14 protein-coding genes are annotated in these 14,631 nt (G+C 68.9%); 5 read left to right on the top strand and 9 right to left on the bottom strand.

Annotated features, from left to right (window positions below; genetic code table 11):
• Nucleotides 1-191: 191 nt before the first annotated feature.
• The 3 genes from G3I17_RS16190 (at nt 192) to G3I17_RS16180 (ending at nt 3,098) form a co-directional block, all read left to right on the top strand.
• The gene (locus G3I17_RS16190; RefSeq protein ID WP_164596928.1) at nt 192-842 is read left to right on the top strand and encodes a hypothetical protein; all 651 of its coding nucleotides are present in this window, start codon (nt 192-194) and stop codon (nt 840-842) included.
• Nucleotides 842-2,173, top strand: a complete 1,332-nt coding sequence (locus G3I17_RS16185) for a hypothetical protein (RefSeq protein WP_164596926.1) — start codon at nt 842-844, stop codon at nt 2,171-2,173. Before G3I17_RS16190 ends, G3I17_RS16185 begins: the two co-directional genes overlap by 1 nt.
• 124 nt (nt 2,174-2,297) lie before the next feature.
• Nucleotides 2,298-3,098, top strand: a complete 801-nt coding sequence (locus tag G3I17_RS16180; RefSeq protein WP_203590289.1) for a metallophosphoesterase family protein — start codon at nt 2,298-2,300, stop codon at nt 3,096-3,098.
• An 11-nt stretch (nt 3,099-3,109) separates the two neighbouring features.
• Here the strand turns inward: G3I17_RS16180 and G3I17_RS16175 are convergent, their stop codons facing one another.
• From G3I17_RS16175 to G3I17_RS16155, 5 genes are all read right to left on the bottom strand, one after another.
• Nucleotides 3,110-6,292, bottom strand: coding sequence for a DUF87 domain-containing protein (locus G3I17_RS16175; RefSeq protein WP_164596922.1), 3,183 nt, complete (start codon nt 6,290-6,292; stop codon nt 3,110-3,112).
• Complete coding sequence (locus tag G3I17_RS16170) at nt 6,289-6,939, bottom strand: hypothetical protein (RefSeq protein ID WP_203590288.1); 651 nt, start codon at nt 6,937-6,939, stop codon at nt 6,289-6,291. The genes G3I17_RS16175 and G3I17_RS16170 overlap by 4 nt, the downstream gene beginning before the upstream one ends.
• A gap of 16 nt (nt 6,940-6,955) precedes the next feature.
• Complete coding sequence (locus tag G3I17_RS16165; protein ID WP_164596918.1) at nt 6,956-8,065, bottom strand: hypothetical protein; 1,110 nt, start codon at nt 8,063-8,065, stop codon at nt 6,956-6,958.
• The gene (locus G3I17_RS16160; protein WP_164596916.1) at nt 8,058-8,543 is read right to left on the bottom strand and encodes a DUF4365 domain-containing protein; all 486 of its coding nucleotides are present in this window, start codon (nt 8,541-8,543) and stop codon (nt 8,058-8,060) included. Before G3I17_RS16160 ends, G3I17_RS16165 begins: the two co-directional genes overlap by 8 nt.
• A 95-nt stretch (nt 8,544-8,638) precedes the next feature.
• Entirely contained in the window at nt 8,639-9,283 is a 645-nt protein-coding gene (locus tag G3I17_RS16155; protein WP_164596914.1) for a GNAT family N-acetyltransferase, read from the bottom strand.
• A 73-nt stretch (nt 9,284-9,356) separates the two neighbouring features.
• On the opposite strand from G3I17_RS16155, the gene G3I17_RS16150 reads away from it, so the two are divergent.
• On the top strand, nt 9,357-10,283 hold the full coding sequence (locus G3I17_RS16150; protein ID WP_343238327.1) for a hydroxymethylglutaryl-CoA lyase: 927 nt from the start codon (nt 9,357-9,359) through the stop codon (nt 10,281-10,283).
• A gap of 96 nt (nt 10,284-10,379) precedes the next feature.
• Here the strand turns inward: G3I17_RS16150 and G3I17_RS16145 are convergent, their stop codons facing one another.
• The 3 genes from G3I17_RS16145 to G3I17_RS16135 all read right to left on the bottom strand — a co-directional run bounded on the left by G3I17_RS16145 (nt 10,380) and on the right by G3I17_RS16135 (nt 13,072).
• Nucleotides 10,380-11,210, bottom strand: a complete 831-nt coding sequence (locus tag G3I17_RS16145; RefSeq protein WP_203590286.1) for a helix-turn-helix transcriptional regulator — start codon at nt 11,208-11,210, stop codon at nt 10,380-10,382.
• A gap of 83 nt (nt 11,211-11,293) precedes the next feature.
• A complete protein-coding gene (locus G3I17_RS16140) occupies nt 11,294-11,989 on the bottom strand; it encodes an EcsC family protein (protein WP_164596910.1) in 696 nt (231 codons plus the stop codon).
• 165 nt (nt 11,990-12,154) lie between these two features.
• Nucleotides 12,155-13,072, bottom strand: coding sequence for a class I SAM-dependent methyltransferase (locus G3I17_RS16135; protein WP_239062586.1), 918 nt, complete (start codon nt 13,070-13,072; stop codon nt 12,155-12,157).
• 97 nt (nt 13,073-13,169) lie between these two features.
• On the opposite strand from G3I17_RS16135, the gene aat reads away from it, so the two are divergent.
• A complete protein-coding gene (gene aat, locus G3I17_RS16130) occupies nt 13,170-13,835 on the top strand; it encodes a leucyl/phenylalanyl-tRNA--protein transferase (RefSeq protein WP_203590285.1) in 666 nt (221 codons plus the stop codon).
• A gap of 49 nt (nt 13,836-13,884) precedes the next feature.
• Here the strand turns inward: aat and G3I17_RS16125 are convergent, their stop codons facing one another.
• Nucleotides 13,885-14,574 carry a TetR/AcrR family transcriptional regulator gene (locus G3I17_RS16125; protein WP_164596906.1) on the bottom strand — a complete coding sequence of 230 codons (690 nt, stop codon included), beginning with the start codon at nt 14,572-14,574 and terminating at the stop codon, nt 13,885-13,887.
• Nucleotides 14,575-14,631: the final 57 nt, after the last annotated feature.

Here is a 14,631-nt window from a genome sequence, read left to right as displayed (position 1 = left end):
CCAACCCAACCTCCACCTGCAACCCAACCTCCACCTGCAACCCAACCAACAGCACCTCCAACGGCGGCTCGCCAGGCGACGAGCCGGGCGGCGCCTCCACCGACGCCCCGCCGAGCGACGAGCGGGGCGGCACCACCCGCGACGGCCAACCGGGTAATGGCTCCGGCGGTGGGGCGTCTGCTGGCGACTGCATGGCTTCCACGCCGACCTCTGGTCAGCCCGGTGCGGATGCCGGCGCCGCACCGCCCGCCGGCGAGGCCGTAGGTCGGTCGGCTGGCCCCGGTTCGGTGGGTGGTCGTGGGGACGGGTGTGGGTTGCCCGAGGGCGATCAGGGCATCCCCTCCAGCAAGGCGCCCGCCGCCGACGGGTGGGATGTGAGCCGTCGAGTGGTGGTTCCCCGCTCCTCGGCGTACGGGCCGGGGACGACCGACCCCGACGGCTTCCGCCGGTGTTTCGCGCATTCGCCGACCGGCGCGGTCTACGCGGCGTACAGCGTGCTCGCCGCTCTGGCCGACCAATCCAAGACGGTCCCCACCGCGACCAAGCTGCTACTCCCCGGCCCCGACACCGACGCCCTGCTCCGGGAAGCGCGCAAGGAGACGCCGAGCGAGTCGTCGAACCCGCCGCAGATCGCCGGCTACCGGGTGCTGGACGCCGGCCGCGAGCGCGTCACGATCATGCTCGCGATGCCCGTGCAAACGGAGTTCATGAGCGCCACCCTGACCCTGACCTGGTACGACGGCGACTGGCGCCTGATCCCGCCGCAGGGCGCCGGCCCGGTCGGTGCGCCGTACGCCCGGCACCGCAACCTCAACGACTTCGTGGCCTGGAGTGGGGTCTGATGTGCGGGAAATTCGATGTCGGTTGCCAGATCGCCGATGGTTTCGGTGCGGCGGTCGGCAACGCCTTCGAGGCGCTGATCCGGCAACTGTCGGAGGCCTCGCTCGCCTCCCTGCACTCGGCGTCGACCTTCTGGATCAGGATCGACAGCCCGGACCTGTCCGCCGGCGAGGGGAACAGCGGGCCGATCGCCTTCCTGCAGGGGCAGGTGCTGTGGGTCTCCGGGGTGATCTTCGGCTTGGCGATCATGATCGCCGGGATGCGGATGGCCTGGGAGCAACGCGCCGAACCGCTCAAACAGTTGCTCAAGGCAATGATGACGTTCGCGCTCGTCTCGGCGGCGGGGAGTGCGGCGCTGAACTTGCTGGCTGCCTGGTCGGACGAGTTTGCCGTGAGCATTGTCGAGATGGCGCTACCGGAGCGGGAGTCCTTCGAGCAGGCGATGACGGCGGTGACGATGGGCGGCCACACCACTGCAGGGCAACAGTTGCCGATCTTCCTGGTCCTGCTCGGCGCCATGACGGTGTTGTTCGGGTCTCTCATCCAGATCGTGCTGCTGCTGATCCGTTCGGCGATGCTCGTGCTGCTCGCCGGGTTGTTCCCGCTGGCGGCGGTCGCGACGAACACCGAGATCGGCCAGGCCTGGTTCAAGAAGTTCTGTGGCTGGGCGCTGGCCTTCCTCGCGTACAAGCCGGCCGCGGCGTTGATCTATGCCGCCGGGATCCGGATGAGCGACGACGGCATGTTCAACCAGTCCGGTGACGGGGTGGTACAGACGCTGACCGGCCTGATGATGATGGGCCTCGCGATCGTCGCGCTGCCCGCCCTCCTCCGCTTCATCGTCCCGCTGACCGCAGCAGCCGCCGGCGGCAGCTCCGGCGGCGGCGCCTCAGCAGCCGACCCCGGCGGCCTGGCCTCCGGCGCCGTCAACGTAGCCCGCTCAACCAGGACCCGCTCCGGCGGAGGGGGCGGCAGTGGAGGTGGCGGTGGAGGCGGTGCAGGCGGTGGTGGAGGCGGCGGCAGCGCATCAGGCGCGATCGGCGCCGCAGCAGGTACTGCCGGTGTAGCCCTCGCCGCCACCAAGAAGGGAGCAGCCGCCGTCTCCGGAGCCGTCTCCCACTCAGCCGGTGACCCCGCCGGCGGCACCTCCTCGGGCGGCACCTCCTCCAGCGGCTCAGGCAGCCCCCGCTCAGGAGGCTCCCGCTCGGGTGGCTCCAGCAGCTCCAGCCCCCGAGGCAGCTCTACCCCACCCCGCGCCAAACCCCCGCCCCCGCCACCCTCGTCCTCCAACTCCAACACCTCAGAACCAGGCGGCCCGTCCGGCAACTGGTAGCCATCACCCCTCCAGCCCCGTCCGCCGCCTCCAGTACGGCGGAAACCAGCCGACTTCTCCGGCAACCGGTGGCGACCAACCCCGACCGGCCGCCCTCACCCCCTGAGCGGAGAGGATGGACCTCATGCAACGGATCGCGCTCATCTCCGATGTCCATGGCAATCTCTCGGCGCTGGAGGCGGTGCTGGCGGATATCGACCAGCGCGGGATCGAGCGGATCTTCAACCTCGGCGACTACGTCGGCAAGGGACCGCGCGGGAGTGCGGTGGTCGACCTGTGCCGCGAGCGGTGCGAGGTCAACATCCTCGGCAACTGGGACGACTTCCTGCCGGACCCCGAACGGGAGCTGGACAGCGAAGGTCTGCGCTGGTGGAAGAACGAGCTCCGCGAGGACCAGTGGACCTGGCTGCGCGCGCTCCCCTTCAGTCACGACTTCGTCCTCAGCGGTCGCAACATCCGCCTCTTCCACGCCTCGGCGGAGACCGTGCACCGACGTGTCCGGTTCGATCACGACGAGGCGGAGTTCGTCGGGATGTTCCAGAACACCGCGGCCACCGGCGACGGCCCGATCCCGACGGTGGTCGGGTACGCCGACACCCACGACGCCTTCTACGAGGTCGACCTCGACCGGCGAACCCTCTTCAACACCGGCAGCGTCGGCAACAGCATGTCCGACCCCACCCCGGTCTACGTCATCCTCGAAGGCGTCCCCGACACCCCCGACGACGCCCCCTTCTCGATCCAGTTCGTCCGGGTCCCGTACGACGCCCCCGCCGAACTCGAAATCGCCCGCTCCCTAGGCATGCCCGAACTGAACGGCTACGAAGCCGAAATCATCCACGGCCTCTACCGCGGCAACCTCTACGCCAACGAGGCTCCGACCTACCACCGCCGTTCCCCCGCAACCGTCCAGCCCGCCCAGTAAGCCGAGTCGCGTCATCCGCGCGGCTGCCGACTCGCTTGTGCTCGGGCGACGACCTCGTCGGCGGTGAGTGCGCTGGGCGGATGGTGGCTCAGGCACATCGGGATCTGCAGCTTCTCGAAGCCCAAGCCCTCACTCGTGGCATAGAACTCCCCGGACCGGAGCCGCGCGATGTCGTCGACGCGACCACCCTTCGCCTTGGCCAGTTCGATGGCGGCACTGATCTGGGCGCCGGCGTTCAGCAGCCCGAAGAACTGGGTGGTGGCGTTGCCGGGGATCCGGTTGTGCAGTCCCTTCGGCGCCTGGGTCGCGAAGACAAGACCGAGCCCGTACTTCCGTGCCTGCGCAGCCAGCACCAGCGTGCTCGCCGTACAAGCGGTCGCCGCGCCGGATGGCGCATAGGTCTGGGCCTCGTCCATCACCAGCAGCCCGCCGAGTGGACGGTCTCCGGCGGGGTTGCGCTTGATCCACGCGAACAGCGCCATCTGCAACTGATTGACGAAGCTCTGCCGCTGCTCCTCAGCCGGCAGCCCGACGAAGCTGATCACCGAGATCCGCGCTCGATAGCCCGGTGTCGGAGTGAGCAGAACGCCGGGATCCAGCGCCTCGCCGCTTCCGCCGAACAAGGGGTCGTTCACCGTTTCGGCGTTGAGGGATTCGGCGACCTCGGCGGCGACCTTGTGAGCACTGCGCAGTTTGCTGACCCCGTGCGGGAGATCGGCCAGCAGATCGATGAAAGCGGTCAGCTCGGTACCGCCGTCCCGGGCGAAATACTCCAGCGACTCCCGGAGTACGGCCTGCCCGGTCTTCACCTTGCGCCCGGTGAGCTGGGCCCGCGGCAGCAGGCCGGCGACGGCCGCCTCGAGCGCGTCGCTCAACTCGTCGGGGTCGTCGAGGATGTCCGCGAAGTCCGGCAACGGGCGGAAGGCCAGCGGGCGGCCCTTCGCGCGTCGCGGGGTCCAGACCACGACCTCGGTACTCCGCAAGTACGCGGCGGCTCTGGCCTCGTCGCCCGCGACCCAACCCGCGGGCGGGCTCGGCCAGGCGTCGCCCAGCCGGGCCAGATCGTTGTTGGGATCGAGCACGATCGAGGAGACCCCGTGCAGCGCGCACTCCTCGAGCAGCCGTCGCAGCAATACGGTCTTTCCCGACCCAGACCCCGCAAACGCCACCGTGTGCTTGCGCAGTTGCACCAACGGGACCCCGAAAACCCGCCCCGACGAAACCCCGGTACCGACAGCAACAACCGGCTCCGCGTCCGGCCCGACATCCGTCTGAGCCGCTTCAACCGCCGGTTGCGCCGCTTCAGCTGGACCGGGCGGCGTGAGCGGTTGTGGCGTGGCGGTGTGTCCGGTGGCGGCGGTCGGTGCGGCTGTAAGTGCGGTCGGCTGGTTCGGGGTGTCGAAGACTCGGCGGAAGAGTTCTGAATTGGCGGCCGGGCGGCGGACCTCGAGCCATTGGAGGAAACCGGGGTCGGGGTGCCGGCGCAGCGCATCGAGGGCGGCGAACGTCTTCAGGTCCTCGACTGTGATCGGCAAGGACAGCCCACCCGCAGTGGTGAACTCCGCGACCTCCCGGTTCGTCATCGGCCCGGCCGACCAGCGGGTATTGCGCAGGATGACGAGCTTGCGCTTGGCCACGCCCGCCTCGAGTCCGGCCTCCGTCCGCGCCGCCCGCAACCGGGTCAACGCCGCCCGGCCGTGCTCGCTCGCGATGGCCCGGAACCCCCAATGCATCTCGTCATCGGTCTGCTCATCCAGAGTCCGCCGCAACCGCGCATGCAGTGCCGGCTTCGTCCCCGGCGGCGGATCCAACTCGAACTCCTGACCGGCGTCGCCGAGTTCGGCGATGTAGGAGCTGAGCCCAGCCGCCAGCAGGATGGGCATCTGGAGGTCTTCGGTCTTCGGATCTAGTGCGGCGCTGAAGTCAGCCAATTCACGCAGCTCGGCGAACCGTGCGTCCAGGCGTCCGAGGCCGGTGGGTGCGGCGTGCTTGCCTGGCCGGGCGAACTCGGGCTCCTTGGTGATGTCGGTGAGCTCCACCACCAGGTCGGTTTCGAGGCATCGGCGGATATGGCGGTCGACACGCTGGAGCAGCCGACGTGGCGTGAAGTCTCTGGCGCCCTCGTCGTCAAAGGCGGTACGCAGTACGGGCCAGGTCGGGTACGCCGGTGTGTAGCCCGCGGCCGAATACAGACCCGCAAGCCGGCGAGCCACCAGATCCACGGCGATGCCCGGGTCGGGCAGTCGGCTCTGCATGCTCACGGTGCGGAAACGATCGGCAGCCGGGCTGGTTGCCAGAGCCTGGATCAATTGCCACGTCGTCGGGATGCACGCAACCACCGACAGCGTCCGCTGGGTTTGTTCGCGGAGCTCCATCAGCCCGTCAGCGAGCTCGTTCACCAGTCTCACGCGGGCCTGCTGGCTGTCCGCGGTGTCGCTGCGGCCCGTAGAGACCTGTGCCATCACACTGTCGATCTGGTCGACCGCGATGACGCTGGGTCCGGTGAGGGCAAGCAGTCGCGACAGGTCGCCCAGAATCTGCTGGGGCAATCGGCTCCCTCGCCGGAAGCCCCAGGTCTCGCGCTCCGCGTCCGGCACATCGCCATCCAGCTCGAAGTAGCTGTAGCCGACTTCCTGAGCTGCTGAGTCCGGGCTGCGGTACAAGACGAGCGCCCGGGCTGTGTTCTGGCAATCGGTACCGACCTTCGAGTCGATCTGCTTGAGCCCCGCAATGAACTGATCGAGGTCCGCGCGGGTGGCCGGCTGCTCGCCCCGTAGCCGGCTCTGCAGGCTTTCCGGAAGACTGGCCTGCTCACCGAGCCGATGGAGCAGCAGAGTGAGCTGGTCTCCCTGCCCGGCGTGAAAGCCGTCGATGACTCCGCGAACGGCGCTGGGCCAGAAGGACGAACCGTTCACGAGCTTGATCAAGAAGAAATACCCGCCACTGTCCTGGACGCGTTGCCTGACCCAACCGAGGAGGTGGGTCTTGCCGACGCCCTTCTCGCCCTCGAGCGCGATTCCAATCGGGCTTCCACTGGTACTGCGTCGCGCCAAGGCGACCGAGGCCATCACGGTCTGGACGACGTTGGCGTGCAGGCCGTCGACGTGGTGTTCGGCGGGACTCCAGATGGCGTCCGGCGTGACCGCCCAGTTGAACTGGACCGCGGCCAGGGCGGCGCGCTCGTCGTCCCTCATGGATTTTCGATCTTCAGCAGGTGACGGCTGCTGTCACCGAAATTGACCGCGGCCTCGTGATCGGCCGCGGTCAGCGCTTGCTGGTTCGCCTCGGCTTGGACATGCACTCCTGGCTGTCGCGAGAGCAGCTGAAGGGCCGCATCCAGGTCGTCCCGGGGAACGTCGCTCAAGGCCGGTCGCAACGTCACCAGACCGACCCAGGTGGACCCCGACTTGGAACTCAGAACTTTGTAGGCAGCGCGGATCCGCGTTTCGAGGTCTTCGACCGGCACGACCTCCTCGACCTCCCCGGCCGGCTCGGGTGGCTGGAAGAGGTCGGCCAGTGCCTGACCTGTTCGCTGCAGGTAGCGCTGCAGACCCGCGAGGATCGCGTACAACGCTCCGCCTCCGGCTCCCGACCGCTCGGGCCGTTCGGCCGTCAGTTCGTCCGCACACCAGGCCGCGCCGTCGTCGGTGATTTCGTGGACGAAGGAGCGGCCTTCTTTCACGCTCGTCACGAGTTTGAGGTCGTTCAGCTTGAGCCGGCTGGCCCCGTCCAGCCGGAGGCCTGCCGACTCCTGGAGCTCCGCATTGGTCAGCGGGCGAGCCTCGGCCAGCAGCGCGAGCAGGACGGCTCGCTCTTTCAGGTTCAGCGGTTGAGCAGGCACGGATTCCATCCTTTGATCAGGGGTTGTCGACGACGCGCAGGCCGTCCAGGCCGGCGATGATGCGCACGCGGTTCGGTGCCGTTTCGGTCCACAGACCGGCGATCTGGACCTGCTGGTGGTTGCGATGGGCGGACAACGCCACGTCGTACGCGTCCTGTCCTGGCAGCCGGACCCAGAGCACCCGCCGCATCGAGGCGCTGCCTTCGGCCAGTACGGCGCCGCGGATCTTCACCCGCCACCGATCGGAGCCGGTCTCGTTGTCGTGCAGGGCCTCGACCTGGCCGGTGATCGTCACCGGCCCGGACCGGACCGGCAGTTCACGGGAAGCGGCCGGGAACCGGGCGCGTTGGGCGTTCCGCAGCCGGTCGGACAGCTCGCGGATCTGCCGGCCGCTGCCGGTGGGAAAGTCCACCACTCGATCGGGCAGCTGCGAAGGAATGCCCCGAGCCCACCGGAAACCCAGCTCGAAGGACTCGTCGCCGGCCCCCAGTGCGGTCAGGGCGGTGCAGAAGTCCGGCGACACCGACTCCGGTAGGGAATCGATGCCAGTCGGCCGCGCTTCGCCGTCAGCGACGGCCCGGCGTACGGCGAGAGCGGCTTCGGACAGCTCGACGAGCACCCGACGTCCGGGTGGGGGCTGGATCGTCTCCTCGCCCAGCGGAACCAGTAGCGTGACGCTGAACTGCTGCGAGGTCGTCGTACCGAGGTGGACGCCGCTCAGCAGCTCGGACACGAGAGTCCCGCTCCCGAAGTACGGGGATCGAAGGACCGTCTGGGCTGCCATCCGGAAGAGGTCGTGCAGGCCCTGCAGAGCCCCGAGCCCGGATTCGAGCGGGACGAAGCCAGCTGGTTGCGAGGCCGTCGGCGCCCGGTACGACGCGGTGTCCAGCAGCGGGTAAGCGATGTCTCGGGCGATCTCCCCGACCGGTCGCTTCTCGAAACTCTCCAGTGCTCGCAGCAGGTCCTTCAGGCGGGCAGCGCTGTCGCCCAAGCCGTCGCGCGGCGGAACCAGCACCTCCTCCAGGCCGTTCGACCAGATCGCGGCGCCGTTCCAGGTCTGATCGCTGCGGGACCAGCCGGCGTCGGCCAGGTACGAGCTGACCGCCCCGACTCCGAGGTCAGCCATCGATGAGCTGCCGCAGGGTGGTGACCGTGAGAACGTTCGCGGTCGGCACGGACACCCGGACGTGGCGGCTCTTGTCCGGCTCCTCGAAGGGCGTCCTGTCCCGCAGCGACACGTAGTACCCGACGTCTCTGAGCAGCAGGCCGGTCGTGTTCAGGGCGGCGTACTCGTCGGTTTTCGTCGGGACGATCACCAGGAACAGGTACCGGTGGACGAGGAACTCAGGCCCGGCGAGCTTGTTGAACTGGGACTGGTTCAAGCCGTCGAAGTCGAACGCGGCGGCGCGGCGTTTCGGCCGCGAGGTGGTCTTGACCTGGACCTCGATCCGCGGTGACCAGCCGGTCGCGGTGTGCATCTTGATGGTCAAGTCGACGCCGTCGTAGTCGACGTCGTCCTGAGAGATCAGCAGGCCCGCCGCGGACGCCAGGACCCGCACATAGTCCTCACCGAATTTCCCCTGATGAACATGCGCATCCAGCATCCGACCCCCGGGACTACGAAGCATCCCCCGCGCTCTGTGCCATCGACCCTAGGGGCACCGTGGCCAGTTGTCAGCCCGAAGGTGTTTCGCGGCAGCTACTTCACGAGGAGCGCCTCGGAGCCGACTGGCTGGTAGCCGGCGGAGAGGAAGGTTCGGGTGGAGGCTGCGTTGCCGGGGGAGACCTGGGCCCAGATGTGGGTGCTGGGTGGGATGAGGGCTCGGGCGGCGCGGGCCAACTGGCGGCCGTGGCCTCGGCCTCGGGCGGAATCGGGGACTTCGAGGGCCACCTCTAGACGGCCGGCCAGGCCTCGGCCGGTGAGGACCAGGCCGCCGTACGGAGCGGTGTAGGCGTGTACGTCGTCGCGGTAGCGCCAGGCGCGCTCGATGCGGGGGTGGTCGCGGTCGGTCAGCTCGACCAGGCCCTCGACGGCGGCGGCGCGCTCGGTCGGGTCGGTGAGTGCGGGGGCCAGGAGCATTTGGTCGATGGCGCTCACCCGGCGGCCGGTGAGTTGCTCGAGGGCGTACAGGAACGGCGGGTTGAGCGGGGCGGACAGGTTGCCGTCCGGGATCCGCTCCGCAACCCAGGTCGGGGAGACGTCCGCGGCGATCACGATGTGGGCTGTCAGGGCCACGACGCAGGCCTCGCGCCCGGACGGCGCCGGTACAACGGTGATGCTCAGGTCCGGGGCGGGGAAGACGCCGCCTTCGATCCCGCGCAGAATGTCAGCCAGAGTTGTCATCACGAGCCATTGTGGAGGAGACCCCTCCCGGCCCCTTTCGGAAGGGAGCCCGGCTCATGAATTGGAGGCACACGTGCGTAAGCCTGAGCTGGTCGGGGCCGAGGGCCTGCCCGAGCGGGTGACGATCTACGAGGTCGGCCCGCGGGACGGGTTGCAGAACGAGGACGCGATCGTCGACGTGGCGGTGAAGGCCGAGTTCATCCAGCGGCTCGCCGCGGCCGGGCTGACCACGATCGAGACGACCAGTTTCGTGCACCCGAAGTGGGTGCCGCAGCTCGCGGACGCGGCCGAACTCCTCGCCCGGCTGGACCTCCCGGAAGGCCTCCGTACTCCGGTACTGGTGCCGAACGAGCGTGGACTCGACCGCGCGCTGGAGGCCGGCGTCAGCGAGATCGCGATCTTCGCCAGCGCGACCGAGACCTTCGCCGCCAAGAACCTGAACTCGACCGTCGACGAGCAGTTCGCCATGTTCGCGCCGACCGTGCGGCGCGCGCTCGACGAGGGATTGAGCGTCCGCGGGTACGTCTCGATGTGTTACGGCGATCCGTGGGAGGGCGACGTACCGATCGACCAGGTGGTCAAGGTCGGTGCGCGGTTGATCGAGCTCGGCTGCCACGAGCTCTCGCTGGGCGACACGATCGGGGTCGCGACGCCGGGGCAGGTCGTCGCGCTGATCCACGCCTTCGAGAAGGCCGGCGTCGGCGTCGACAAGTTGGCCGTGCACTTCCACGACACGTATGGGCAGGCGCTCGCCAATACGCTCACCGCGCTGCGCGAGGGTGTCACAACCGTCGACAGCTCCGCGGGCGGCCTTGGAGGTTGCCCGTACGCCGAGAGTGCGACCGGCAACCTCGCCACCGAAGACCTGCTCTGGCAACTCGACGGCCTCGGCATCGAGACCGGCGTAGACCTCGAAAGCCTCGTCAGCACGAGCGCCTGGATGGCGAAGCAACTCGGCAAACCCTCAGCCAGCCGCGTAGTACAGGCCCTCGCCGGCTAACCGCCCCGAGCTGCCCTGCGCCCAGCCGGACCTGACCACGGCCGTGACGTCCTCGGCGGTGGGCGCTGGCCCTGTCTCGCCTAGCGGGCGCTGCCTCTACACCTCTGCCGGTTCGCGGCGGGTCAGGGGCAGGCGTTCGCGGGTGCGGGCGTCGGCTGGGGTCTCGACGAACATGATCAGGTCCGGGTGCGCCGGCACGGCCAGCTCCGTCACGGTGAACGACAGCTCCCCGGCGATCGGGTGGACGACCCGCCGCAGCCGTGGCTCACCGTCGGCGACCTCGTGCTTCGACCAGAGTTGCGCGAACTCCGGGCTCAGCTTCCGCAGCCGGGCCAGGTCGGTCTCCCACTCCGGGTCGCCGATGTGTTCGACGTACGCCGAGCGCATCCGCGCCACCAGATAAGGCACCTCGGTGTCGTAGTTCAGCAGCTGGTCGCGCGCGAGCGGCTCGGTCACGATGCACCACAGCAGGTTGCGGTGGATGCACGGCAGCGTGTGCCAGTCGTGGAAGAGATCCCCGTACGCCTGGTTGGACTGGAGTATGTCGTACCGCTTGTTCGTGACCAGTGCGGGCAACGGATCGAGCGCCGCGATGATCTCGGTCAGCACCACCTCGTTCGCGCAGACCCCGGTCTTCGCCCGGACCGTTGTCGCCTCGGCCAGCGAGTACAGATGGGCCCGCTCCAGATCGTTGAGCCCGAGCGTCGTCGCGACGGCGTCGAGCACCTGACCGCTGACGTTGATCGGCCGGCCTTGCTCGAGCCAGGTGTACCAAGTGACCCCGACGCCCGCGAGCTGGGCTAGCTCTTCGCGCCGAAGGCCCGGAGTACGGCGGCGTCCGCCCGGAGGCAGGCCGACGGCTTCGGGCGTGACCTTGGCGCGGCGCGCCTTCAGGAATTCCCCGAGCTCAGCTCGTCGAGTGCTCACCCGACCATGCTGACACCCAGCACCGACAGTTTCACCGGAATTCCCGCGGCCCTGCCTCGGTGGCAGAGCCGGTGAGGCAGAACCTACGGCTCGATCGGGCGCCGGATCCGCCGGACCAGGCTCTTGTCGGCGTACTGGCCGATCCGGTACGTCGACCAGCCGTCGACCCCCGCACCCACGGCGCCACCGAGCAGCGGTACGCGCCGGGTCACCATCAACCCCATCCGCTTGCCGCCGATCCGCGCGATCAACTCGCCCACCACCTCGCCGGCCACCAGCCGGTCCAGCTCCGGGTCGAAGACGGGCGCGGTCGCGATCGCCAGCGGCGACGTCGGCAGGCTCGCCTTCTTCAGCCGATCCGTCACGCCGTCCTCGCCGAGCAAGCAGGTGATGACGGCGGTACGGACGCGAGGATCATCCAGGTCGTACCCGCGCAGGTGCGCGATCGACGCGACCATCCGGGCCTGTACGACGGCGAGGCCGGTCAGGTTCGCGGGCAGCGCGACCGGCAGCGTGACGAGGCCGCCGATGCTCGTGACGAATCCCTGCACGCTGGCCAGCCTGATGTGCTGCTCCATCACGGTGTCGACCGCAAGCTCCGCGTCACCGCCGTGCTTGGCCAAGTGCCGCTCGGCCACCTTCTCGGCACCGGGGAAACGCTGGTACCCATCGATGGCGATCTCCATGACCTGACGGAGTACGCCGGCCGCGGCCTGCGGGGCGAACCGCTGGGCGGCAGGCGCGAGACTGCTGGCAACGAACCTGGCTACTCCGGCCACAGCACTCCTTCAAAACTCGGACACCCACCCCCGGAGTCCCGCGGGCGGGCGCAGCACTGCCAACTCTACGTGCCACCCCAGCACACGCCACTCGGGAGAAACCCGGGTTCACCCCTTGATCACCCACAGCCAGCGAATCAACTGCAGGCGGCCTCCGAAGCGGGATCACGACAGGCGTGCGCGGGTGCAGCGGGTGATGTAGGGCATGGTGAGGTTCTTGCGACCGCGGAGGTCGAGATGTGAGTCGAGCAGTTCGCCGACCTGGTGCATCAGCTCGTCGCGATCCTTGGCGGCCATCGTGATGACGTACGAGCGCGACGCCACCAGGTCGAGCAGTTCGGGCCGGGTGAGTGCGTGCTCCCAACGGACGTCGAGTCGCTCGACCTCGTGGAACGGCGTACCGATCGATGGTGCCGTGTCGATCTCCTGGCGGGTGTGCCGATGCAGCACGCGATCCAGCTCGGCCACCCACGGCACGCGGTGGTCGCGGATGTTCCACACCAACCCCAACGTCCCACCCGGAGTCAGCACCCGAGCGATCTCCGGCAACGCCGTCGCCGCGTCGAACCAGTGCCACGCCTGCGCCACGACGACAGCGTCAACAGCCTTGTTTCCAAGGGGAATCGTCTCGGCAGAACCATCCCGTACGTCGGCCGAAGGGACCGTCGCGACCAGCTCCTCGCGCATCGCCGGCAACGGTTCGACCGCGGTCACCGCAAGGCCTTCCCGGGCAGCCAGCAATTGGGTGAGCTTGCCGGTCCCGGCGCCAAGGTCTAGTACCGACTTCGCAGTACTGGGGACCAGCCAGTCGACAGCTGAGGACGGATACGGCGGTCGCCCACGCCGGTACGCCGCGGCCGCGTCGCCGAACGAAGTCGCCTGCGCCTGCTGCGACCATCGCCGGCTCGCGCCCTGCCGGGTCATGCCGCACGCCTGCCCGATCTCCTCCCAGCTCGCGAGCCGCTGGGACCTCAACTGCTCGATCAGCTCGGTCCGCCGGGTCTCCAGCGCGGCGATCACCTCGGTCATCCGCGCGACTCCGCCGAGCCCGCCCGAACCTTCGATCTCCTCGACGATCTCCATGCCATGCAGCATAGGTTGCGCCATCCACGCCTTGTCAACAGATGTTGCGGTGGTGGCCGAGCGTTTCGTCCGTTGAGGGGTAGGTCAGGATGGTGGCGTGCCAGTCGAACCATCTGCCTCCGTGTGGGACTTCCCGCCGGTCGCGGTCGCCGGTCCCAGCGACGTCGTCGCGGCCGGGGCGGATCTCGAGCCGGGCACCGTGCTGGCGGCGTACCGGCGGGGGCTGTTCCCGATGCCGGACAGCCATGGGCCGTTGCTCTGGTGGTCGCCGGTGGATCGCGGCGTGATCGACGTCGAGGACTTCACGCCGTCGCGGTCGCTGCGGCGGGCGCGGCAGCGGTTCGAGATCAGGGTCAACACGGCCTTCGACGAGGTACTGCGCGCCTGCGCCGACCCGCGTCGCCCGGGCTCGTGGATCGACGAGGACATCATCGCGTCGTACACGCGGCTGCATCAGCTGGGCTGGGTGCACTCGGTCGAGGCCTGGGACGGCGACGAGCTGGCCGGCGGTCTGTACGGGGTGGCGATCGGCGGGCTGTTCGCGGGCGAGTCGATGTTCCACCGCAAGACGGACGGGTCGAAGGCGGCGGTGGCCGGGCTGGTCGAGCTGCTCAGCGACAAGTACGCCGCCCATCGCGTGCTCGACATCCAATGGGTGACCAGCCATCTGGCGACCCTTGGCGCTGTCGCGATCCCACGCGAGAACTACATCGAGCGCTTGGAGCGGGCGCTGGCCTACCCGCTGCCCGACGCCTTCAGCTGAGGCCCCCACTCGAGGACGAGGCCGTCAGTTGAGGTTGAGGCCGAGGCGGTTAGTTGAGGCCGAGGAAGGCGGCCAGCTGGCCGGTCGCGTCGGCGAAGAACTCGTCGGCCGGATCCATCGTGCCGACCAGTTGGCCGAACAGCTCGAAGCTGATCATCCCGAACAGCTGGGTCCACGCGATCGTCGTCCGGGCGAGGACCTTCAGCGGTACTCCGGGGGCGACCTCGGCAAGGGTCTGCAGCTGCTCGGCCAATCGCGGATTGGGCTCTGGCGCGTCGCTCGGCGGAACCAGTACGCCGGAAGCGTGCGCCCGGGCCAGGATGCCGAACAACACGATGGCGACCCGGCCCGCCGGCTGAATCGTGCTCTGGGGCGCTTGGTAGCCGACGACGGGTGAGCCGTAGATCAGCGCGTACTCCTGCGGATGCTTCCGCGCCCAGGCCCGGACGGTCTGGCAGACGGCGAGCCAGGCGGCGCGTGGTTCGGTGACCTTCTTGGCGATCGCCTCGGCCTCGGCGCCCACGGCGTTGTAGGCGTCGATGATGAGCGCGGTGAGCAGGTCGTCGCGGCTGGGGAAGTACCGGTAGAGGGCTGACGAGACCATCCCGAGCTCGCGGGAGACGGCGCGGAGCGAGAGCCGCTCGGCGCCTTCGGTGGCAAGCTGGCGGCGGGCGACGTCCTTGATCTCCTGCGTCAGCTCGGCCCGGGCGCGGTCACGGGCAGTCCGTCCGGCGTTCATGCCGGTCAGTCTGTCACGAGCACTGAACTAAATCGAGAGCACTGCTCTTGACTCGTG

The sequence above is a fragment of the Streptomyces sp. SID13031 genome (assembly GCF_010548305.1).
Lineage (GTDB): Bacteria > Actinomycetota > Actinomycetes > Propionibacteriales > Kribbellaceae > Kribbella.
The sequence above is the reverse complement of the archived record's forward strand: the minus strand, read 5'-3'. Positions and strand labels throughout refer to the sequence as shown.

Coding starts and splice junctions, on each gene's coding strand:
- G3I17_RS16165 (WP_164596918.1), bottom strand. CDS start 8,065: ATGGCTGACCTCGGAGTCGGGGCGGTCAGCTCGTACCTGGCCGACGCC.
- G3I17_RS16175 (WP_164596922.1), bottom strand. CDS start 6,292: ATGAGGGACGACGAGCGCGCCGCCCTGGCCGCGGTCCAGTTCAACTGG.
- G3I17_RS16160 (WP_164596916.1), bottom strand. CDS start 8,543: ATGCTGGATGCGCATGTTCATCAGGGGAAATTCGGTGAGGACTATGTG.
- G3I17_RS16125 (WP_164596906.1), bottom strand. CDS start 14,574: ATGAACGCCGGACGGACTGCCCGTGACCGCGCCCGGGCCGAGCTGACG.
- G3I17_RS16155 (WP_164596914.1), bottom strand. CDS start 9,283: ATGACAACTCTGGCTGACATTCTGCGCGGGATCGAAGGCGGCGTCTTC.
- G3I17_RS16190 (WP_164596928.1), top strand. CDS start 192: ATGGCTTCCACGCCGACCTCTGGTCAGCCCGGTGCGGATGCCGGCGCC.
- G3I17_RS16185 (WP_164596926.1), top strand. CDS start 842: ATGTGCGGGAAATTCGATGTCGGTTGCCAGATCGCCGATGGTTTCGGT.
- G3I17_RS16135 (WP_239062586.1), bottom strand. CDS start 13,072: ATGGAGATCGTCGAGGAGATCGAAGGTTCGGGCGGGCTCGGCGGAGTC.
- G3I17_RS16180 (WP_203590289.1), top strand. CDS start 2,298: ATGCAACGGATCGCGCTCATCTCCGATGTCCATGGCAATCTCTCGGCG.